The organism is Bacillus sp. VA13, assembly GCF_055710085.1.
In genome coordinates this window covers 814,105-835,083 of sequence record NZ_JBVQPP010000001.1, presented here as the reverse complement: position 1 = coordinate 835,083, position 20,979 = coordinate 814,105, and the positions used below count along the sequence as shown (strand labels likewise).

The following is a 20,979-nucleotide window of genomic DNA, read 5'->3' as shown; positions in this document are numbered from 1 at the left end:
AAGCGTTAATGCGATGAAGGGAGAAGAAATCATGAGATATTTAACAGCCGGAGAATCACACGGCCCCCAACTGACAACCATTATTGAAGGTGTGCCTGCCGGGCTTTACATAACGGAGGAAGATATCAATTTTGAGCTTGCCAGACGCCAAAAAGGCCATGGCCGCGGCCGCCGTATGCAGATCGAAAAAGACCAGGCCAAAATTATGAGCGGGGTGCGCCATGCACGAACACTCGGTTCACCAATTGCTCTCGTCGTTGAAAATAACGATTGGAAGCATTGGACAAAAATCATGGGCGCGGCTCCGATTACAGAGGATGAAGAAAAGGAAATGAAGCGCCAAATTTCCAGACCGAGACCTGGGCACGCTGACTTAAACGGTGCGATTAAATATAATCACCGTGATATGAGAAATGTGCTTGAGCGCTCTTCAGCAAGGGAAACAACTGTCAGAGTGGCGGCAGGAGCTGTCGCTAAAAAGATTCTTTCTGAGCTCGGCATTAAGGTGGCAGGTCACGTATTGCAAATTGGCGAAGTTAAAGCTGAAAAAACAGAATATACGTCAATTGATGACCTGCAGCGTGTAACGGAGGAGTCTCCGGTCAGATGCTACGATGAAGAAGCGGGCAAAAAAATGATGGCTGCCATTGATGAAGCGAAGGCCAACGGAGATTCCATCGGCGGAATTGTAGAAGTCATTGTCGAGGGAATGCCGGTAGGCGTGGGCAGCTACGTCCATTATGACCGCAAACTGGACAGCAAGCTTGCTGCTGCTGTTCTGTCAATTAACGCATTTAAAGGTGTGGAATTCGGCATCGGCTTTGAAGCAGCCGGAAGAAATGGAAGCGAAGTCCATGACGAGATCATTTGGGACGAGGAAAAGGGATATACCCGCGCTACAAACAGACTCGGGGGACTGGAAGGCGGCATGACGACAGGAATGCCGATTGTTGTCCGCGGAGTCATGAAGCCGATTCCGACTTTGTATAAACCGCTGAAAAGCGTAGATATTGAAACGAAAGAACCCTTTTCTGCCAGCATTGAACGTTCAGACAGCTGTGCAGTGCCTGCGGCAAGTGTAGTAGCTGAAGCGGCTGTCGCATGGGAAATTGCCAACGCAGTCGTTGAACAATTCGGCTTAGATCAAATCGACCGTATTAGAGAAAATGTGGAGAATATGAGAAAACTGTCGAGGGAATTTTAATGAAAACACTGCATGTTCAAACCGCTTCCTCGTCGTATCCTGTTTTTATCGGGCAAGGCATCAGAAAAGAGGCTTGCGAACTATTAACCTCTTTAAACAGGCCTTTAACACGAATTATGCTTGTCACGGATGAAGAGGTTGACCGCCTGTATGGTGATGAAATGCTTCATTTGCTGCAAGAAAAATGGCCTGTGAAAAAAGTGACGGTGCCGAGTGGAGAGCAGGCGAAATCCATGGACATGTACACAAAACTGCAGAGTGAAGCGATTCGTTTTCATATGGATCGCTCCTCATGCATCATCGCGTTCGGTGGCGGTGTTGTAGGAGATCTTGCCGGTTTTGTGGCTGCCACTTTTATGCGTGGCATTGATTTCATTCAAATGCCTACGACGCTTTTGGCGCATGACAGTGCAGTCGGAGGAAAGGTAGCCGTGAACCATCCGCTCGGCAAAAATTTAATCGGTGCGTTTTACCAGCCGAAGGCCGTGCTCTACGATACAGACTTCCTGCGTTCTCTGCCTGAAAAAGAGCTTCGATCCGGAATGGCAGAAGTGATTAAACACGCTTTTATCTATGACAGAGCGTTTCTGGAAGAGCTGCTAAATATCCGCTCACTGCGCGATATCACCAGTGATCAGCTGAATGACATGATTTTTAAAGGCATTTCAATAAAAGCATCTGTCGTTCAGCAGGATGAAAAAGAAGAGGGGATTAGAGCTTACTTAAACTTTGGACATACGCTTGGCCATGCTGTTGAGGCCGAATATGGATACGGACAGATCACTCACGGTGATGCCGTAGCCCTCGGGATGCAGTTTGCTTTATATATAAGCGAAAAGACAGCGGGCTGTGAAATGGACAGGAAACGTTTGGTCAGCTGGCTAATTAGCCTGGGCTATCCAAGTCAAATTAAAAAAGAGACGGAAACTTCGGTTCTATTGGACCGTATGATGAATGATAAGAAAACCCGTGGCGGGAAGATTCAGTTTATCGTGCTCAACGAATTAGGAAAAGTTGCTGATCACACATTTTCCAGAAATGAACTTGAGAGCTGGCTGAACAAATGGCGATTGGAGGAGACATCATGATGATTCGCGGAATTCGCGGAGCAACTACAGTTGAACGAGATACTGAAGAAGAAATTTTACAAAAAACAAAACAGCTGTTAGAGAAAATCATAGAAGAAAACAAAACAAAACCAGAAGATGTTGTTCAAATGCTTCTTTCGGCGACACCTGATTTGCACTCCGTTTTCCCGGCAAAAGCTGTTCGTGAGCTTTCAGGATGGCAGTATGTGCCGGTAACCTGTATGCAGGAAATGGACGTAATCGGCGGTCTGAAAAAGTGCATCAGAGTCATGATGACCGTCCAGACAGATGTTCCTCAGGATCAGATCAGACATGTATATTTAGAAAAAGCCGTTGTATTAAGACCCGATTTATCATTGACAAAAAATACTGAATTGTAATACGATAAGAGCAGCTTAGAAATACACAAGAGTGTGTATAAAGCGATTGATTGAGTTGAGTTAGAGAATAGGGTAGCAGAGAATGAGTGTAGTTGAGCTGAGACATGTATGTTTATTCTACCCAAAAGAAGCCTTTCTTTTGGGTTTATTTGTTATATAATGTTTTATCCTCTCATGCCATCTTCTCATTCTCCTTGCCATAAGGAGTGAGAGCAATGTATTTCCAATCCAACATTTCTTCATTTTTACAGGACAGCTTGTCCCACCACACCATACCGATTGTGGAGACCTTCACAGTCGATACGATGACACCCATTCAAATGATAGAGAAGCTCGACAGGGAGATTACGTATCTTCTTGAAAGCAAGGATGATACATCCAACTGGTCAAGATATTCTTTTATCGGCCTGAATCCATTCCTCACGATAAAAGAAGAGCAGAGCCGTTTTACAGCTACAGATCAGGACGGCAGATCTCTTTACACAGGAATTGAACTTAAAGAAGTTCTGAATTGGATGAATACCACGTACAACATCAAAACGCCAGAGCTAGGCATTCCTTTTGTCGGCGGAGCTGTCGGGTACTTAAGCTATGATATGATCCCGCTGATTGAGCCTTCTGTTCCTCCGCATTCAAAAGAAGCAGGAATGGAAAAGTGTATGCTGTTTGTTTGCCGGACATTAATCGCGTATGATCATGAAACCAAAAACGTCCACTTTATCCAATATGCAAGGCTCAATGGACAGGAAACAGAAAACGAAAAAATCGATGTATTTCATCAAAATCATCAAGAGCTTCAAGATCTCATAGAAAAAATGATGGATCAAAAAAACATAAAAGAACTGTTTCTCTCTGCTGATTCATATAAGACACCCAGCTTTGAGACAGTATCTTCTAATTATGAAAAATCAGCTTTTATGGCTGATGTAGAAAAAATAAAAGAATATATAAAAGCGGGCGATATCTTCCAGGGCGTTCTGTCACAAAAATTTGAGATTCCGATAAAATCAGATGCCATTGAGTTATACCGGGTGCTTAGGATCGTCAATCCTTCTCCGTATATGTATTATATGAAACTCAAAGACAGAGAAATAGTCGGCAGCTCTCCGGAACGTTTAATCCATGTTAAGGACGGGCACTTGGAAATCCATCCGATTGCCGGTACGAGAAAACGAGGCGCAGATAAAGAGGAAGATGAAAAACTCAAAGTTGAGCTGATGAAGGATGAAAAAGAAAAAGCAGAGCACTACATGCTCGTTGACCTTGCCCGGAACGATATTGGCAGAGTAGCAGAGTATGGATCTGTTTCTGTGCCGGAGTTCACAAAAATTGTCTCCTTTTCGCATGTCATGCACATTATTTCGGTGGTTACAGGTCGATTGAAAGAAGGGATTCACCCAGTCGATGCACTGATGTCCGCTTTCCCGGCAGGAACTTTAACAGGCGCTCCCAAAATCCGTGCCATGCAGCTTTTGCAAGAGCTGGAGCCTACACCGAGAGAGACATACGGCGGCTGCATCGCCTACATCGGATTTGACGGTAATATCGACTCTTGTATTACGATTCGCACCATGAGCGTAAAGGGCGGTGTTGCATCGATACAGGCAGGTGCTGGCATTGTTGCAGATTCTGTTCCGGAAGCCGAATACGAAGAAAGCTGTAATAAAGCCGGTGCGCTGCTGAAAACGATTCATATTGCAGAAGACATGTTCCATAGCAAGGAGGATAAAGCTGATGAACAAATTTCTACAATTGTGCGTTGACGGAAAAACACTTACTGCCGATGAGGCAGAGGCATTGATGAATATGATGATGACAGCGGAAATGACGCCTTCTGAAATGGGCGGTATATTGTCTATTCTTGCTCATCGGGGAGAGACGCCAGAAGAGCTTACGGGCTTTATTAAGGCGATGCGGGCACGCGCTCTTACAGTCGATGGACTTCCTGATGTCGTTGATACATGCGGAACCGGAGGAGACGGTATTTCCACTTTTAATATCTCAACGGCATCGGCAATTGTTGCCTCAGCAGCAGGGGCAAAAATCGCTAAGCACGGCAATCGCTCTGTCTCTTCTAAAAGCGGAAGTGCTGATGTTTTAGAGGTGTTAGAGGTTCCAATTCAAACGACTCCCGAAAAAGTCAAAAGCAGCATTGAAGCAAACAACATGGGATTTCTTTTTGCCCCGCTTTATCATTCGTCTATGAAACATGTAGCGGGTACTAGAAAAGAACTGGGTTTCAGAACGGTATTTAATCTGCTCGGACCGCTCAGCAATCCCTTGCAGGCGAAGCGTCAGGTGATTGGGGTCTATTCGGCTGAAAAAGCTGGAGTGATGGCAAGCGCACTGGAGACGCTTCAGCCGAAGCACGTCATGTTCGTATCAAGCCGTGACGGTTTAGATGAGCTTTCAATTACAGCACCGACTGACGTGATTGAATTAAAGGACGGGGAGCGCCGGGAATATACCGTTTCACCGGAAGATTTCGGTTTCACAAATGGCAGACTTGAAGATTTACAGGTGCAGTCACCGAAAGAGAGTGCCTGTCTTATTCAGAATATTTTTGAAAATAAAAGCAGCGGTTCCGCTTTATCTATTACTGCTTTTAATGCAGGGGCTGCGATATACACGGCGGGGATCACCGCCTCACTGAAGGAAGGAACGGAGCTAGCATTAGAGACGATTACAAGCGGAGGCGCTGCCGCGCAGCTTGAACGAATAAAGCAGAAAGAGGAAGAGATCTATGCTTGAAAACATCATCAAACAAAAGAAGGAAGAAGTAAAAACACTGGTCCTGCCGGAAGAGCAGCCTTTCGAAAAACGTTCATTTAAAGAGGCGCTGGCAAGCCCGAATCGGTTTATCGGGTTGATTGCTGAAGTGAAGAAAGCGTCGCCGTCAAAAGGGCTCATTAAAGAGGATTTTGTCCCTGTGCGGATTGCAAAAGACTATGAAACTGCGAAAGCAGATGCGCTTTCCGTTTTAACAGACACCCCGTTTTTTCAAGGGGAAAACAGCTATTTATCAGACGTAAAGCGCGCTGTTTCGATCCCTGTACTCAGAAAAGATTTTATTATTGATTCTCTTCAAGTGGAGGAATCAAGTAGAATCGGAGCGGATGCCATATTGTTAATCGGCGAAGTGCTTGATCCCTTACACCTTCATGAATTATATCTTGAAGCAGGTGAAAAGGAGATGGACGTGTTAGTGGAGGTTCATGATGCAACAACGCTAGAACAAATATTGAAAGTGTTCACGCCTGATATTCTCGGCATAAACAACCGAAACCTAAAAACATTTGAAACCTCTATAATGCAGACAGAACAAATCGCATCTCTTGCTCCGAAAGAATCACTTCTTGTCAGCGAAAGCGGAATCGGTTCTTTAGAACATTTAACATTTGTCAAAGAACATGGAGCACGAGCTGTGCTTATCGGTGAATCATTGATGAGACAAACATCACAGCAAAAAGCAATCCATGCTTTGTTCGGGGAGTGAGGATGTGAAGAAGCCGGCATTAAAATATTGCGGCATACGGTCACTGCAGGATTTGCAGCTTGCAGCGGACTCGCAGGCTGATTATCTGGGCTTTATTTTTGCTGAAAGCAAACGAAAAGTTTCTCCGCAAGATGTGAAGAAGTGGCTGAGTCAAGTTCGTGTCGAAAAACAGGTTGCAGGGGTTTTTGTTAATGAATCGATAGAGACGATGTCACGCATTGCCGACGACTTGAATCTCGATGTCATTCAGCTTCACGGTGATGAGGGACCGGCGGATGCCGATGCGCTTCGCATGCTGACAGATTGTGAAATATGGAAGGCGCTTCACCATCATGAGAACACAACTCAAGAAATAGTCCGCTTTAAAGATAATGTAGGCGGCTTTGTGATTGATTCATCTGTCAAAGGGGCAAGAGGCGGCACTGGTGTTGCTTTTTCTTGGAACTGTGTGCCGGAATACAAGCAGGCAGCTATAGGCAAACGCTGTTTTATCGCAGGCGGCGTGAATCCGGACACTATCGCAGACTTATTGAAATATGAGCCGGCAGGAATTGACCTTGCCAGCGGAATCGAAAAAAACGGACAAAAAGATCAGAATCTGATGAGGCTTTTAGAAGAAAGGATGAACCAATATGTATCCATATCCGAATGAAATAGGCAGATACGGTGATTTCGGCGGAAAGTTTGTTCCGGAAACACTGATGCAGCCGTTAGAAGAAATTGAAACCGCATTTAAAGAGATCAAGGATGATCCTGTTTTTCGTAATGAATATTACAAGCTGTTAAATGACTATTCCGGAAGGCCGACTGCACTCACATTCGCTGATCGAGTCACTGAGTATTTAGGCGGTGCGAAAATTTATTTGAAACGAGAAGATTTGAACCATACAGGGTCTCATAAAATCAATAATGCGTTAGGTCAAGCGCTGCTCGCTAAGAAAATGGGAAAAACGAAAATCATTGCTGAAACCGGTGCCGGTCAGCACGGTGTGGCCGCTGCAACAGTCGCAGCCAAATTCGGCTTTTCCTGCACTGTGTTTATGGGCGAGGAGGACGTTGCCCGCCAGTCTCTGAACGTTTTCCGCATGAAGCTTCTTGGAGCGGAAGTTGTGCCTGTAACAAGCGGAAACGGCACATTGAAGGATGCCACAAATGAGGCGATTCGATACTGGGTTCAGCATTGCGAGGATCATTTTTACATGATTGGATCAGTTGTCGGACCGCACCCTTATCCGCAGGTGGTCCGAGAATTTCAGAAAATGATTGGAGAGGAAGCGAAGGATCAGCTGAAACACATTGAAGGCACTCTGCCTGATAAAGTAGTGGCGTGTGTAGGCGGAGGAAGCAATGCGATGGGCATGTTTCAGGCGTTTTTAGATGAAGATGTTGAACTGATCGGCGCTGAAGCAGCCGGAAAAGGAATTGATACTCCTCTTCATGCCGCTACTATGTCGAAAGGAACCGTAGGCGTTATTCATGGTTCATTGACTTATCTGATTCAAGATGAGTTCGGGCAAATTATTGAGCCTTACTCCATTTCAGCAGGACTCGACTATCCTGGAATCGGTCCGGAGCACGCTTATTTGCATAAGAGCGGCCGTGTCACTTATGACAGTATCACAGATGAAGAAGCGGTGGATGCATTAAAACTCTTGTCAGAAAAAGAGGGGATTTTGCCGGCGATCGAATCTGCCCATGCTTTAGCGAAAGCATTCAAACTCGCCAAAGAGATGGATCGCGATCAAACCATTCTCGTCTGTTTATCAGGACGGGGAGATAAGGATGTCAACACATTAATGAATGTATTGGAAGAAGAGGTGAAAGCGCATGTTTAAATTAGATCTTCAAGCATCAGAAAAATTGTTTATCCCGTTTATTACAGCGGGAGATCCATCGCCTGAGGTTTCGGTTAAACTGGCGAAGTCACTCCAAAAAGCAGGCGCCACAGCACTGGAGCTTGGTGTTGCATACTCAGACCCGCTTGCAGACGGTCTGGTGATCCAGCGTGCTTCAAAGCGGGCGCTTGATCATGGAATGAATATCGTAAAGGCAATCGAATTAGGCGGAGAAATGAAAAAAAACGGAGTGAATATTCCGATTATCCTCTTTACGTATTATAATCCTGTGTTACAATTGAACAAAGAATACTTTTTCGCTTTACTGCGGGAAAATAATATTGACGGTCTGCTTGTTCCGGATCTGCCATTAGAAGAAAGCGCCAGCCTTCAAGCGGAATGCAAAAGCCATGAGGTGACGTATATTTCTTTGGTTGCGCCGACAAGCGAAAGCCGTTTGAAAACCATTATTGAACAAGCCGAGGGCTTCGTCTACTGTGTATCTTCTCTAGGTGTGACCGGTGTCCGCAATGAGTTCAATTCATCCGTGTATCCGTTCATCCGGACAGTGAAGGATCTTAGCACTGTGCCGGTTGCTGTAGGGTTCGGTATATCAAACCGCGAACAGGTCATGAAGATGAATGAAATTTGTGACGGTGTCGTAGTGGGAAGTGCGCTCGTCAGAAAAATAGAAGAGCTAAAGGACCGGCTCATCAGCGCTGAAACGAGAGATCAAGCGCTGCAGGAGTTTGAAGATTACGCAACGGCGTTTGGCGGCTTGTACAGTTTAAAATGAGGTGACTGGATTTGCGTATCAAAGAACATTTAAAACAGCTGAAGCCTTATCAGCCTGGTAAGCCGATTGAAGCAGTGAAATCAGAATATGGCTTGGATAAAGTTGTGAAGCTTGCTTCAAACGAAAATCCGTACGGCTGTTCAGAAGCTGCAAAAGAGGCGCTTCAACATGAGATTCATCAGCTTGCGCTTTATCCGGACGGGTATAGCGCCGCTTTGCGGACAAGGCTCAGTGAGCACCTCAATGTCAGTGAAACATCACTTATTTTCGGAAACGGTTCAGATGAAATCATTCAGATCATCTGCCGGGCATTTTTAAACGATAAAACCAACACGATAACTGCTGCTCCGACTTTTCCGCAGTATAAACATAATGCGGTCATTGAAGGCGCTGAAGTTCGTGAAATCGCACTTCGTCCTGACGGCTCACATGATTTAGACGCCATGCTTGAAGCAATTGACGAACAGACACAAGTCGTTTGGATATGCAGTCCGAATAACCCGACTGGCACTTATACATCAGAAGGGGAATTACTCGCATTTCTGGAGCGCGTTCCTTCTCGTGTCCTCGTTGTTCTTGACGAAGCATATTATGAATATGTAACAGCTGAGGATTACCCGGAAACTGTGCCGTTATTAAACAAGTATTCCAATCTGATCATATTACGGACATTTTCAAAGGCTTACGGTCTGGCTGCGCTCAGAGTCGGATATGGAATTGCTGACGAGGACCTGATTCGCCAGATTGAGCCGGCAAGAGAGCCATTTAATACGAGCCGTCTAGGCCAGGCTGCGGCGATCGCAGCACTTGATGACCAAGCGTTTATTGCTTCCTGTGTCGAGCAAAATAAAGCAGGCCTTCAGCAATATTATGATTTTGCGAAGATTCATGGTTTAAAGTGCTACCCTTCACAGACCAATTTTGTGTTAATTGACTTTAACCGTCCTTCTGATGAACTGTTTCAGGCTCTGCTGGAAAAAGGCTATATTGTCCGGTCAGGAAATGCATTAGGTTTCCCGACATCACTCCGGATTACGATCGGAACAAAAGAGCAAAATGAAGAAATTCTTGCAATTTTAGCTGAAATTTTATAAGAGGTGATCAAATATCACCTCTTTAGTCTATAAACCAGGTGATGACGTATGAATCGAATGAAAGATACAATATTGCTCGCCGGTCTCGGATTGATAGGCGGTTCGATTGCGTTAGCGATCAAAAAAGAGCATCCGGGCAAACGGATTATCGGAATCGACATCTCTGATGAACAGGTAGTAGCCGCATTAAAATTAGGTGTGATAGACGAGCGTGCTGATTCGTTTATTAGCGGTGCAAAAAAGGCAGCTACAGTAATCATTGCGACACCTGTCGCGCAAACCCTGCTTATGCTTGATGAGCTGGCTCATTCAGGAATTGAACATCAGCTTTTGATTACCGATGTAGGAAGCACAAAGCAAAAAGTGGTTCGATACGCTGAGCAAGTGCTGCCTGGTCGCTACCAATTTGTCGGGGGGCATCCGATGGCGGGTTCACATAAATCAGGAGTGGCCGCTGCGAAGGAATTCCTGTTTGAAAATGCATTTTATATTTTAACGCCAGGCCAGAAAACGGACAGACAAGCGGTAGAACAGTTGAAAAACCTGCTGAAGGGGACGAATGCCCATTTTGTGGAAATGTCACCAGAAGAGCATGATGGCGTTACAAGTGTGATCAGCCATTTTCCGCATATTGTCGCAGCAAGCCTAGTTCATCAAACCCATCATTCGGAAGAGCTTTATCCGCTTGTTAAGCGTTTTGCTGCCGGCGGGTTTAGGGATATTACAAGGATTGCATCGAGCAGCCCCGCAATGTGGCGGGATATTCTATTACATAATAAAGATAAAATCTTGGACCGTTTTGAAGAGTGGATTCGTGAAATTGAGACGATCCAGACATATGTAGAACAAGAAGATGCGGAAAATCTATTTCGTTATTTTAAAGCGGCCAAGGATTATCGCGACGGACTGCCGCTTCGGCAGAAGGGCGCGATACCTGCATTTTACGATTTATACGTGGATGTTCCCGATCATCCGGGTGTGATTTCCGAGATAACGGCTATCTTAGCTGCGGAGCGCATCAGTATCACGAATATCCGCATTATTGAAACACGAGAAGATATTAACGGGATTTTAAGGATCAGTTTTCAGTCTGATGATGACCGCAAACGGGCAGAACAATGCATTGAAACCCGGGCGGAATATGAAACTTTTTATGCTGATTGAGGTGGAAAATAATGAAAAGAGAAAAGGTGCAGGCCTTAAACGGAGAAATACATATTCCTGGTGATAAATCCATTTCTCACCGTTCCGTCATGTTTGGCGCGCTAGCGAAAGGCACAACAACTGTTAAAAACTTTCTGCCGGGAGCGGATTGTTTGAGCACCATCGATTGTTTTAGAAAAATGGGTGTTCGAATTGAGCAAAACGGCAGCGATGTAGTGATTCACGGAAATGGAATCGATTCCCTGAGTGAGCCAGAAAGCCTTTTAGATGTCGGAAATTCAGGTACAACGATTCGTCTCATGCTCGGCATTTTGGCGGGCCGTCCTTTTTACAGCGCGGTAGCCGGAGATGAGAGCATTGCGAAGCGCCCAATGAAACGTGTAACTGAGCCTTTGAAGCAAATGGGGGCTAAAATCGACGGCAGAGCCGGCGGAGAATTTACACCGCTGTCAGTGAGCGGCGCTTCATTAAAAGGCATTGATTATGTATCACCTGTTGCAAGCGCACAAATTAAATCTGCTGTTTTGCTGGCCGGATTACAGGCTGAGGGCACAACAACCGTCACAGAGCCTCATAAATCTCGGGACCACACTGAGCGGATGCTTTCTGCTTTTGGCGTGAAACTCTCTGAAGATCAAACGAGTGTTTCCATTACAGGAGGGCAGAAATTGACAGCTGCAGATATTTTTGTTCCTGGAGACATTTCTTCAGCGGCGTTTTTCCTTGCTGCGGGTGCAATGGTTCCAAACAGCAAGATTATATTAAAAAACGTAGGTTTAAATCCGACTCGGACAGGTGTCATTGACGTCCTTCAAAACATGGGGGCAAAGCTTGAAATCAAACCGTCTGCTGACAGCAGTGCGGAGCCTTATGGAGATTTGGTTATAGAAACGTCATCTCTAAAAGCGGTTGAAATCGGAGGAGATATCATTCCGCGTTTAATTGATGAAATCCCTATCATCGCGCTTCTTGCGACTCAGGCGGAAGGAACAACCGTTATTAAGGACGCGGCAGAGCTTAAAGTAAAAGAAACAAACCGCATTGACACCGTGGTTTCTGAGCTTCGTAAGCTAGGTGCTGAGATTGAACCGACAGCAGATGGAATGAAGGTTTATGGCAAGCAAACACTGAAAGGCGGCGCAACAGTGTCCAGCCATGGAGATCATCGAATCGGAATGATGCTTGGTATCGCTTCCTGTATAACTGAGGAGCCAATTGAAATTGAGCAGACAGATGCCATTCACGTTTCTTATCCAACCTTTTTCGAGCATTTAAATAAGCTTTCAAACAAATCCTGAAGTTTTTCCTTCAGGATTTTTTGTGCAGATTGCCTGTGAGAATCATAATCCGAGACCAAAAAACATAGCTTGTCTTATAGAAAAGAAAAAACGAAAAGGGGGGATGCGCTTTACTTACAAGCCGGCAGGTCAGAGAACTGCTTTACTGTACAGAGGGCGATCTTCCTTTTTTCATTTTCTATCTCAAGAACTTTTGGTAAACTAATAAGACTCAATAATTCCCTGCCGTACAGCAAGCATCTTATTTGCCGGGGGCTTTCGTCTGAATTATGATAAGATTAACCCGAACAAATAAAGCTTTTTTGTATGGTTGATGTTCTATAGGAAAAGAAAGGACCGGTCCGATTTGAATACATTGATTCAAGAAGCCATAAAATTAGTTGAAGCAGGTGAAACAGAAAAAGGCCTCAACACTCTCTCGAAAGCTGAAAACCAGCTCCATGATGAAGACAAAGCCATTGCCGCCCAGCTTTATTACGAGTGGGGCAATGTAGAAAAAGCGATTTCACTGATCAGTGATTTACATGATTTATATCCAAATGAAACAGAACTGACGAATTTTTACGCTGAACTTTTAATAGATATTGACGAAGAAGAAAAAGCCCTCGCTGTGCTGGAAACCATTCCGGAAACAGATCCATCATATCCGGAAAGTTTGCTGCTTATGGCGGATCTTTATCAGATGCAAGGGTTATTCGAAGTCAGTGAACAAAAGCTTTTACAGGCAAAGTCCATTCTGGACAATGAACCCATTATTGATTTTGCACTGGGTGAACTTTACTTTACTCAAGGAGCCTATGCAAAAGCGGTTCAATATTTTAAAACAACGGCTGAGGAGCAGAGTGAGATCGGAGGCGTTAATGTCCATCAAAGACTGGCCGAATCGTTAAGTGCCTCAGGTGAATTTGAGGATGCCATTCCGTGGTACGAGAAAGCTATTGATGAGAATCCTGATCCTAATACGATTTTCGGCTATGGGTTTACAGCCTTACAGGCGGGGCTTGTTAAAACAGCTATTAAACAGCTGTCTGATTTAAAAGAGCTTGATCCATCTTATTCTTCACTTTATATGCCGCTTTCGAAAAGCTATGAAGCTGAAGGGATGTATGAAGAGGCATTAAAAACGGCAAAAGAGGGTATCAGATATGATGAATATAACAAAGAGCTTTTCCTCTATGCCGCAAAAATGGCTTTAAAAATCGGGAAGTCAGAAGATGGGAAAAAGCTGCTTCAGGAGGCGCTTGCACTTGATCCGGGCTTCGTCGAGGCACTTCATACACTTCTTGCCGTGTATCATAAAGAAGAGGATTATGAAGAGATCATTGATCTTATTCAAGAGGTGCGCGGTTATGGGGAAGAAGACCCGAAATACAATTGGTATCTTGCGAGCGCATATACCGAATTAGAGCAATACGAGAAAGCAAAACAATCCTTTGAGGCTGCCTTTCTTCACTACCGGGAGGACAGAGATTTCTTATACGAATACGCAAGCTTCCTATTAGAAGAAGGCCTGCAAAAAGAAGCGCTGCCGCTTTTGAAAAAGGTTCTTGAAATTGACGGGGCCAATGAAGAGCTGGAAGAAACGATTTTGCGAATCGAGGATGAATTTTCTAGATAAGCAGGAATGTTCACCATTCATGTGGAACATATAAGTATATAGATTATACGAACGATAGAGGAGGGAATTACATGCAGACCCCTGTTTCTGTCAATGAGAAAAAAGATTTTATCCGCTGGTTTTTAAACCATTATCAGTTAAAGCGCCGAGAGTGCGTTTGGATCTTGAACTACTTAATGAGCCATGATTCTCTCATGGAGAAGGTTCATTTTGTAGAACAGGCAGAATTTTGCCCGAGAGGCATTATAATGTCAACACATTGTGTTGAAGAAGTTCCGTTTCGGTTCTATAAAGAGAATGTCATGACAACCGACGCGGAAAAATCTTTTCATGATATTAGATTAAATAAACAGCAGGATTTGTTTATCCAGCTTAATTTCCGTTCAGCGTACAGCTCACCTGAGTATGCTGCAGTACTGGAATCCAACCCTCATATTCCGAAGGATCTGTTTGAGAACAAAAAAGATCAGGGGTTGGCTGAACAAATTTTGGAGCACGCTATTTCCACATTCCAAAGAGAAAAATTATTAAAAGACATTGACGATGCGCTAGATCGTCATGATAAAGAAGCATTTGAACAACTATCGCGCCAATTGAATCAGCTCACATAATTTGACCAGCCTTGCAGTGTATTGCAAGGCTTGTTGTCGTAAAGGGGGAGAACGATGAGGTGGAGAATGACTGATGCCAAGGACTATTTACAAGCTAAGGATTACATTGATACCGCTGTCATTCCATTAATTAACATAAAGGTAGGCGGCCATTTCAAAATGGCGGCGGAGAAAGGAGAATTCACGCAGCTTCTGTCAGAAGAACTGGAAAGGCAGTTAAAGGGACGGGTATATTTACTGCCTCCATATACATATGTTGATAGAAATGAAATAACCGTTCAAGGACTTAAGGATTTGCGGGAAGAGCTTATATCAGAATTTCCGCATGTTGTGCTGCTCACGTCTGACGAAAATTGGAAAAGTGAGGATGCGTTAGGCAAAATCATTGTGACACCGTCTGTTCCGTTAGAGCATTTAAATGACTCCTTAAAAAGAAAAATATTGGATGAACGCACTGCTGAAATTTTGAACGTTTTGTTACAGTTGTGGAGCATCCAATAAAAACACTTACATTTCCTTATAAACAATATTTTGGCTATATTGACCTTGCTGAGAGATTCATATATTATGAGGGTGTCTAGAGTTATTGCAATATTTTCTATTTTAGTCAGTTTGCAGGGGTGACCTAGAGGGGGGAGAAGTTATGGGCGGAAAACATGATATATCCAGACGTCAATTTTTGAATTATACGCTCACAGGCGTAGGGGGTTTTATGGCGGCTAGTATGCTCATGCCTATGGTTCGCTTTGCACTCGACCCGGTATTAAAATCGACAGGGAAGCAGGACATGGTTCAGGTTGTCAGCGTAGATGAGCTGACAAAAGAGCCGCAGCGCTTTGATTTCAAAATTAACCAAGTCGATGCCTGGTATGAGTCAGAAGAGTCAAGATCAGCCTGGGTCTTCAAAAGCGGGGATGAGATTGTAGCGCTTTCTCCAATTTGTAAGCATTTAGGGTGTACGGTGAACTGGAATAGTGATCCTAAAAATCCGAATAAATTCTTTTGTCCATGCCATTACGGACTCTATGAAAAGGACGGCACCAATGTCCCGGGCACGCCGCCGCTTTCGCCTCTTGATCATTATGAGCAAGAAGTAAAAGACGGCTTCCTGTATCTTGGAAAAGCAAAGCCTAAGGGGGAAGGGTGACATGCTGAACAAAATTTATGACTGGGTAGATGAGCGGCTTGATATTACACCGATGTGGAGGGATATTGCCGATCACGAAGTACCGGAACATGTGAATCCCGCCCATCATTTCTCTGCGTTTGTGTATTGCTTTGGGGGACTGACGTTTTTTGTAACCGTTATCCAAGTGTTATCTGGAATGTTTTTAACGATGTACTATGTGCCTGATATCAAAAATGCCTGGGAATCGGTATATTATTTGCAAAATGAAGTGGCATTCGGCCAAATTGTCAGGGGGATGCACCACTGGGGTGCGAGCCTGGTCATTGTGATGATGTTTTTACATACGCTGAGGGTCTTTTTCCAAGGGGCGTATAAAAAGCCGCGCGAGCTGAACTGGATTGTCGGTGTACTGATCTTTTTTGTCATGCTCGGGCTGGGCTTTACAGGCTACTTGCTTCCTTGGGACATGAAGGCTCTGTTTGCAACAAAAGTCGGGCTGCAGATCGCTGAAGCCACGCCTTTGATCGGGACGCAAGTTAAAACACTCCTTGCGGGGCACCCGGATATTGTAGGCGCCCAAACGCTGACTAGGTTTTTTGCGATCCATGTATTCTTTCTTCCTGCCGCATTGTTCGGGCTGATGGCTGCACATTTTATTATGATCCGGAAGCAGGGGATTTCAGGACCGCTTTAAACTCTTGATCTGCGAATAAAAGGGAGGGGATGACATGCACCGGGGCAAAGGGATGAAATTTGTAGGCGACTCAAGGATACCGGCTGAAAAAAAGCCGAATATCCCGAAGGATTATTCAGAGTATCCTGGTAAAACAGAGGCTTTCTGGCCGAATTTCTTGTTGAAGGAATGGATGGTTGGAGCTGTCTTTCTGATAGGTTTTCTTGTTTTGACGATTGTGCATCAGCCGCCTTTGGAGCGGATGGCGGACCCGACTGATACAGGATATATACCGCTGCCGGATTGGTATTTTCTTTTCTTATACCAGCTGTTGAAGTATGAATACGCCGCCGGAAGCTTTACAGTGGTCGGCGCCATGATTATGCCGGGACTCGCTTTTGGCGCCCTGCTTTTGGCGCCATTCCTTGACAGAGGAACAGAGAGAAGGCCGTGGAAGCGTCCTGTTGCTGTCGGTATGATGCTTTTAGCGATTTCCGCTGCTGTGTTTTTGACGTGGCAGTCAGTTGCTACTCACGACTGGGCCAAGGCAGAAGAACAGGGGAAAATCACAAAAGAAGCCGACATTGACACCAATGCAGAAGGATATAAGATTTTTAAAGAGCAGGGCTGTATTTCTTGCCATGGGGATAACCTTCAAGGAGGGGCAGCCGGGCCTTCGTTGGTTGACACCGGGCTGAAGCCGGATGAAATCAAAAAAATAGCTGTTGAAGGGAAAGGCAAAATGCCGGCGGGCGTATTCAAAGGGAATGATAAGCAGCTCGAAGAACTTGCGAAATTTATTTCTGAAACAACCGCAAAATAACGTGTTGTGAATTGTGAAATGGAAGGATATACTTTTATTATCAAAAGCTGACCCGGCGTCAGCTTTTTTATATGGACATATTATTTTTACAGACTGAGAGTTGATTTAATGTGAAATGGTTTCAATATGTATTAGGACAGCGGCCGATGCTTATTCTTGTCTTAGCCATCAATTTTCTGGGAACGGTTTACGGATACTATTGGTACTTGCCGCAGCTTCTGGAGACACCGGCCCGTTTCCTGATTTTTGTTCCGGACAGTCCGACAGCAACGTTTTTCTTTCTGTTTGTGCTGCTCGCCTTTATCATGAAACGGAACGCTCCGCTCTTTGAGGCGCTTGCGCTAGTCACTCTCGTAAAGTATGGCCTATGGGCGGTCGCTATGAATTTTCTTGTGCTGGCTGTAGAAGGTGACTTGCCGTGGGAGGGCTATATGCTGATTGCCTCGCATTTTGCCATGGCAGTCCAAGGCGTGTTGTACAGTCCGTATTTTCGTTTTTCTTTTTGGCATCTTGCAATTGCTGCAGTCTGGACGCTCCACAACGATGTCATTGATTACTTGTTTGACATGATGCCGCAATACTCTATGCTTTCTGATTATATGACTGATATAGGGTACGGAACATTTTGGCTGAGCATTTTTTCAATTGGGCTTGCTTACTTTCTCGTGGTCTCGAAAAAGCAAACAAAGCTTGAGCTGATGTAAAGACAATGTTGGTCTATCCTTGTCCCTTTCTTCATATTCTGTAAGGAGAGAGAGTGGGAGGGACCTGCATGAAACGAAAGCTGACGATCTGTTTGTTGATTGCTCTTATTTTTTATAATGGAAATGCCAAGGCTGCAGAGCGGGGAAGTCTCGAAGAGTTAAACGATTTATCCGATACGGTCTTTCAAATGACCCGCCAGTCAAAATATGAAGAGGCGCTGCAAGTCCTTGCTTATTTTGAAAAAACATTAAAATCCGCTGAGAAAAAAAAGCAAGACACCATGCTAACTGGAGCCCAAATCCGTCAAATCACACTGGGCTATAACGATATGGTACGGAGTTTAAAGCAGGCTGATACATCAGATACACAAAAACTCAGAGCAGCCGCGCAGTTCAGAATGCTGATGGACGCAGTTGACAATCGATCTGATCCGCTTTGGGGCTCACTGGAGAGACCGATTATGGAAGCCTTTGCTGAACTGAAGCAGGATGTCCAAAAGAATGAAAGTACGAGCTTTCATGAAAAATGGAATGAATTTATCAGTCTATATGATTTGATTTACCCCAGTCTTACAATCGATGTATCAGAGGATCAGCTTGAAACAGTCGGGAAACATATAGACGTCATTGAGCAAGAGGAATTTCAGCAAATGACTGAGAGCACGAAGCTTGAACGGCTTTCTCTTCTTCAGCATGATCTAAAAAATGTATTTGACAGGGTGGAGGAGGATGATGCCGATCCGTCTTTACTCTGGGTGATCATCACAACCGGCAGTATTATCATTACAGCTCTGACCTATGTCGGCTACAGAAAGTACAAAGCGGAGAAAAACAAGCTGAAAAAACGGGACTACCCTAAATAAGTATGAGGGGCGGCTGCTGCCGCCTTTTTTCTATCAAATGTCAGCGCGGAAGCGGATTTTTATTTTCGTCAAGCGTAAATCCTTCTCCGAGCACATCGTGGACATCGCTTACCGCCACAAAGGCATGAGGATCAATGGAGTTAATCACACTTTTCAGCATCACCAATTCGTTCTTCGGCACAACACAATAAAGGACATCTATATCCTCTTTTGTATAGGAACCCTGTCCTTTCAAAATGGTGACGCCTCGTTCCATTTCTTCAAGAATCTTTTTCTGAATCAGATCGTTTTTCGAAGAGATAATTGTAGCGCCTTTAGCAGCGTATCCGCCTTCCTGAATAAAATCAATTAATCTTGCCGCTACAAATACAGCCACCAGAGTATACATCGCTTCTTTGTAGGAGAGATAAGTAAGCAAAGACAAAATGATAACGCAGGCATCGAAAGCAAACATCGTTCTGCCCATCGGAATCCCAAAATACTTATTGACCAAACGGGCGATGATATCAACTCCGCCTGTCGTACCGCCGAACTTAAAAATAATTCCTAATCCGGCTCCGATAAACACGCCGGCAAATAAAGCAGCGAGCGCTAAGTCGTGCTGAAGAGGCATATGTATTTCATATCGCTGAAAAATGCTGAGGAACAAAGACAGGGCTACAGTGCCGACAAGGGTGTAAACAAACATTGTCCTGCCAAGCAAACGCCAGCCGATAAAAAAGATCGGAATATTCAAAACCAGGTTCGAGATAGAGGGGCTGATGTGGAAAAGGGCATAAAGCAAAAGTGTAATACCTGTAAAACCGCCCTCAGCCAGATTGTTCTGCATATTGAAGTGAACCAAGCCAAATGAAAAAATTGCCGCTCCGATTAAAATAAAAAATATGTTTTTTAATCTAATTTCTCCAAGCATCACACAAAACCCCTTTTCCTTCCATTAGATAGCGTTTATATTATAGTGGATGAAAAAGAAAACAGCAAACGTGCTTAAACATTTGTCAAACGTATCTGAATTAGCTAACATGTAAGAGGATGATAGGAGGTTTCGTTTAGTGAGTGATAAAACAATGAAAGACATACAGGCTGAAGTAGACCGTTACATCGGCCAATTTAAAGAAGGATATTTCAGCCCGCTTGCCATGATGGCGAGGCTGACCGAAGAACTTGGCGAGCTTGCCAGAGAAGTGAATCACCGCTATGGAGAAAAACCAAAAAAAGCGTCTGAAGATGATAAAAGCATGGAAGAGGAAATGGGCGATGTGCTGTTTGTATTGGTTTGTTTAGCCAACTCTCTTGATATCTCTTTAGAGGAAGCCCACGACCGAGTCATGCATAAATTTAATACTAGAGATAAAGATCGCTGGACCAGAAAAGAAGAAGGAAAGTAGAGGAGATCAAGATGTCAAACGAAACAATTAAAGTAGTCATTGCAGGACCGCGTGGAAGAATGGGGCAGGAAGCTGTTAAATTGACAGAACGAACACCTCATTTTGACCTTGTCGGGGCCATAGACCATACATACGACCAGCAAAAATTATCTGATGTGATGTCTGTTGAGTCAGACGCTCTCATTTACACAGATATCTGTGCATGCTTTACGGAAACACAGCCGGATGTCTTAATTGATTTAACAACGCCTGAAATCGGGAAAGTACATACAAAAATTGCATTAGAACACGGAGTTCGTCCGGTTGTTGGAACAACCGGTTTCTCAGAAGCTGATTTAAAAGAGCTTACGTCTTTAACAGAAGAGAAGGGAATCGGAGCCATCATCGCTCCAAATTTTGCACTTGGTGCGGTGCTGATGATGAAATTTTCGAAAATGGCTGCCAACTACTTTGAGGATGTTGAGATTATTGAGCTTCACCATGATCAGAAGCTTGACGCGCCAAGCGGAACGGCGCTGAAAACAGCGGAAATGATTTCAGAAGTTCGTAAAGAAAAGCAGCAAGGACACCCGGATGAAAAAGAAATTCTTCCAGGAGCTAGAGGAGCGGAGCAAAACGGTATCCGCTTGCACAGTGTCCGTCTTCCGGGATTGATCGCACATCAGGAAGTCATGTTCGGTATGGATGGCCAAACGCTTCAGATCCGCCACGATTCCTATAACCGCGCTTCTTTCATGTCAGGTGTTAAACTGTCAGTCGAACAAGTCATGAAGATCGATCAGCTTGTGTACGGATTAGAAAATATCATTGATTAG

General features: G+C 44.4%; 23 protein-coding genes. 22 read left to right on the top strand and 1 reads right to left on the bottom strand.

The annotated features are described in order from the left end of the window. The first annotated feature begins 31 nt into the window (after positions 1–31). The 20 genes from aroC (at position 32) to ypjB (ending at position 18,776) form a co-directional block, all read left to right on the top strand. Positions 32–1,204, top strand: coding sequence for a chorismate synthase (gene aroC, locus AC0C66_RS04140; RefSeq protein ID WP_072566486.1), 1,173 nt, complete (start codon positions 32–34; stop codon positions 1,202–1,204). Beyond that, a complete protein-coding gene (gene aroB, locus AC0C66_RS04135) occupies positions 1,204–2,292 on the top strand; it encodes a 3-dehydroquinate synthase (RefSeq protein ID WP_088679253.1) in 1,089 nt (362 codons plus the stop codon). The genes aroC and aroB overlap by 1 nt, the downstream gene beginning before the upstream one ends. Continuing rightward, complete coding sequence (gene aroH, locus AC0C66_RS04130) at positions 2,289–2,672, top strand: chorismate mutase (RefSeq protein WP_014114208.1); 384 nt, start codon at positions 2,289–2,291, stop codon at positions 2,670–2,672. The genes aroB and aroH overlap by 4 nt, the downstream gene beginning before the upstream one ends. Positions 2,673–2,887: 215 nt before the next feature. Beyond that, positions 2,888–4,435, top strand: coding sequence for an anthranilate synthase component I (trpE, locus tag AC0C66_RS04125; protein WP_088679252.1), 1,548 nt, complete (start codon positions 2,888–2,890; stop codon positions 4,433–4,435). Further along, on the top strand, positions 4,407–5,423 hold the full coding sequence (gene trpD / locus AC0C66_RS04120; protein WP_072182217.1) for an anthranilate phosphoribosyltransferase: 1,017 nt from the start codon (positions 4,407–4,409) through the stop codon (positions 5,421–5,423). Before trpE ends, trpD begins: the two co-directional genes overlap by 29 nt. Next, positions 5,416–6,168 carry an indole-3-glycerol phosphate synthase TrpC gene (gene trpC / locus AC0C66_RS04115; protein ID WP_072182218.1) on the top strand — a complete coding sequence of 251 codons (753 nt, stop codon included), beginning with the start codon at positions 5,416–5,418 and terminating at the stop codon, positions 6,166–6,168. The genes trpD and trpC overlap by 8 nt, the downstream gene beginning before the upstream one ends. A 4-nt stretch (positions 6,169–6,172) precedes the next feature. After that, on the top strand, positions 6,173–6,820 hold the full coding sequence (locus AC0C66_RS04110) for a phosphoribosylanthranilate isomerase (RefSeq protein WP_072182219.1): 648 nt from the start codon (positions 6,173–6,175) through the stop codon (positions 6,818–6,820). After that, positions 6,801–8,003: a tryptophan synthase subunit beta gene (trpB, locus tag AC0C66_RS04105; RefSeq protein WP_072182220.1), complete on the top strand. Its 1,203-nt coding sequence runs from the start codon at positions 6,801–6,803 to the stop codon at positions 8,001–8,003. The genes AC0C66_RS04110 and trpB overlap by 20 nt, the downstream gene beginning before the upstream one ends. Further along, a complete protein-coding gene (trpA, locus tag AC0C66_RS04100) occupies positions 7,996–8,799 on the top strand; it encodes a tryptophan synthase subunit alpha (RefSeq protein ID WP_072182221.1) in 804 nt (267 codons plus the stop codon). The genes trpB and trpA overlap by 8 nt, the downstream gene beginning before the upstream one ends. 11 nt (positions 8,800–8,810) lie before the next feature. After that, on the top strand, positions 8,811–9,893 hold the full coding sequence (hisC, locus tag AC0C66_RS04095) for a histidinol-phosphate transaminase (RefSeq protein WP_014114201.1): 1,083 nt from the start codon (positions 8,811–8,813) through the stop codon (positions 9,891–9,893). A gap of 48 nt (positions 9,894–9,941) precedes the next feature. Next, the gene (locus AC0C66_RS04090) at positions 9,942–11,057 is read left to right on the top strand and encodes a prephenate dehydrogenase (protein ID WP_072182223.1); all 1,116 of its coding nucleotides are present in this window, start codon (positions 9,942–9,944) and stop codon (positions 11,055–11,057) included. An 11-nt stretch (positions 11,058–11,068) separates the two neighbouring features. Further along, on the top strand, positions 11,069–12,355 hold the full coding sequence (gene aroA / locus AC0C66_RS04085) for a 3-phosphoshikimate 1-carboxyvinyltransferase (RefSeq protein ID WP_061187640.1): 1,287 nt from the start codon (positions 11,069–11,071) through the stop codon (positions 12,353–12,355). Between the two features lie 346 nt (positions 12,356–12,701). Beyond that, on the top strand, positions 12,702–13,973 hold the full coding sequence (locus AC0C66_RS04080; RefSeq protein ID WP_072182225.1) for a tetratricopeptide repeat protein: 1,272 nt from the start codon (positions 12,702–12,704) through the stop codon (positions 13,971–13,973). Between the two features lie 71 nt (positions 13,974–14,044). Next, on the top strand, positions 14,045–14,584 hold the full coding sequence (locus tag AC0C66_RS04075) for a ReoY family proteolytic degradation factor (protein WP_003225551.1): 540 nt from the start codon (positions 14,045–14,047) through the stop codon (positions 14,582–14,584). Between the two features lie 54 nt (positions 14,585–14,638). Continuing rightward, positions 14,639–15,085 (top strand): YpiF family protein, encoded by a 447-nt coding sequence (locus tag AC0C66_RS04070; protein ID WP_072182226.1) that lies wholly within the window; start codon positions 14,639–14,641, stop codon positions 15,083–15,085. A 142-nt stretch (positions 15,086–15,227) separates the two neighbouring features. Next, positions 15,228–15,731 (top strand): ubiquinol-cytochrome c reductase iron-sulfur subunit, encoded by a 504-nt coding sequence (locus tag AC0C66_RS04065; protein WP_003225556.1) that lies wholly within the window; start codon positions 15,228–15,230, stop codon positions 15,729–15,731. Position 15,732: 1 nt separating this feature from the next. Next, positions 15,733–16,407: a menaquinol-cytochrome c reductase cytochrome b subunit gene (gene qcrB, locus AC0C66_RS04060; RefSeq protein ID WP_003225560.1), complete on the top strand. Its 675-nt coding sequence runs from the start codon at positions 15,733–15,735 to the stop codon at positions 16,405–16,407. A 34-nt stretch (positions 16,408–16,441) separates the two neighbouring features. Beyond that, positions 16,442–17,209 (top strand): menaquinol-cytochrome c reductase cytochrome b/c subunit, encoded by a 768-nt coding sequence (locus AC0C66_RS04055; protein ID WP_014114196.1) that lies wholly within the window; start codon positions 16,442–16,444, stop codon positions 17,207–17,209. 110 nt (positions 17,210–17,319) lie between these two features. Then, entirely contained in the window at positions 17,320–17,913 is a 594-nt protein-coding gene (gene lhaT, locus AC0C66_RS04050) for a lipoprotein heptaprenylglyceryl N-acetyltransferase LhaT (RefSeq protein WP_175304911.1), read from the top strand. A gap of 68 nt (positions 17,914–17,981) precedes the next feature. After that, positions 17,982–18,776, top strand: coding sequence for a sporulation protein YpjB (ypjB, locus tag AC0C66_RS04045; RefSeq protein WP_003225565.1), 795 nt, complete (start codon positions 17,982–17,984; stop codon positions 18,774–18,776). Between the two features lie 40 nt (positions 18,777–18,816). On the opposite strand, the gene AC0C66_RS04040 is transcribed toward ypjB, so the two are convergent. Next, a complete protein-coding gene (locus tag AC0C66_RS04040; RefSeq protein ID WP_003230635.1) occupies positions 18,817–19,689 on the bottom strand; it encodes a YitT family protein in 873 nt (290 codons plus the stop codon). 139 nt (positions 19,690–19,828) lie between these two features. On the opposite strand from AC0C66_RS04040, the gene AC0C66_RS04035 reads away from it, so the two are divergent. Both AC0C66_RS04035 and dapB read left to right on the top strand, forming a co-directional pair. Beyond that, positions 19,829–20,164, top strand: coding sequence for a nucleotide pyrophosphohydrolase (locus AC0C66_RS04035; protein WP_003225569.1), 336 nt, complete (start codon positions 19,829–19,831; stop codon positions 20,162–20,164). Positions 20,165–20,175: 11 nt separating this feature from the next. Then, positions 20,176–20,979, top strand: a complete 804-nt coding sequence (gene dapB, locus AC0C66_RS04030) for a 4-hydroxy-tetrahydrodipicolinate reductase (RefSeq protein WP_014114194.1) — start codon at positions 20,176–20,178, stop codon at positions 20,977–20,979.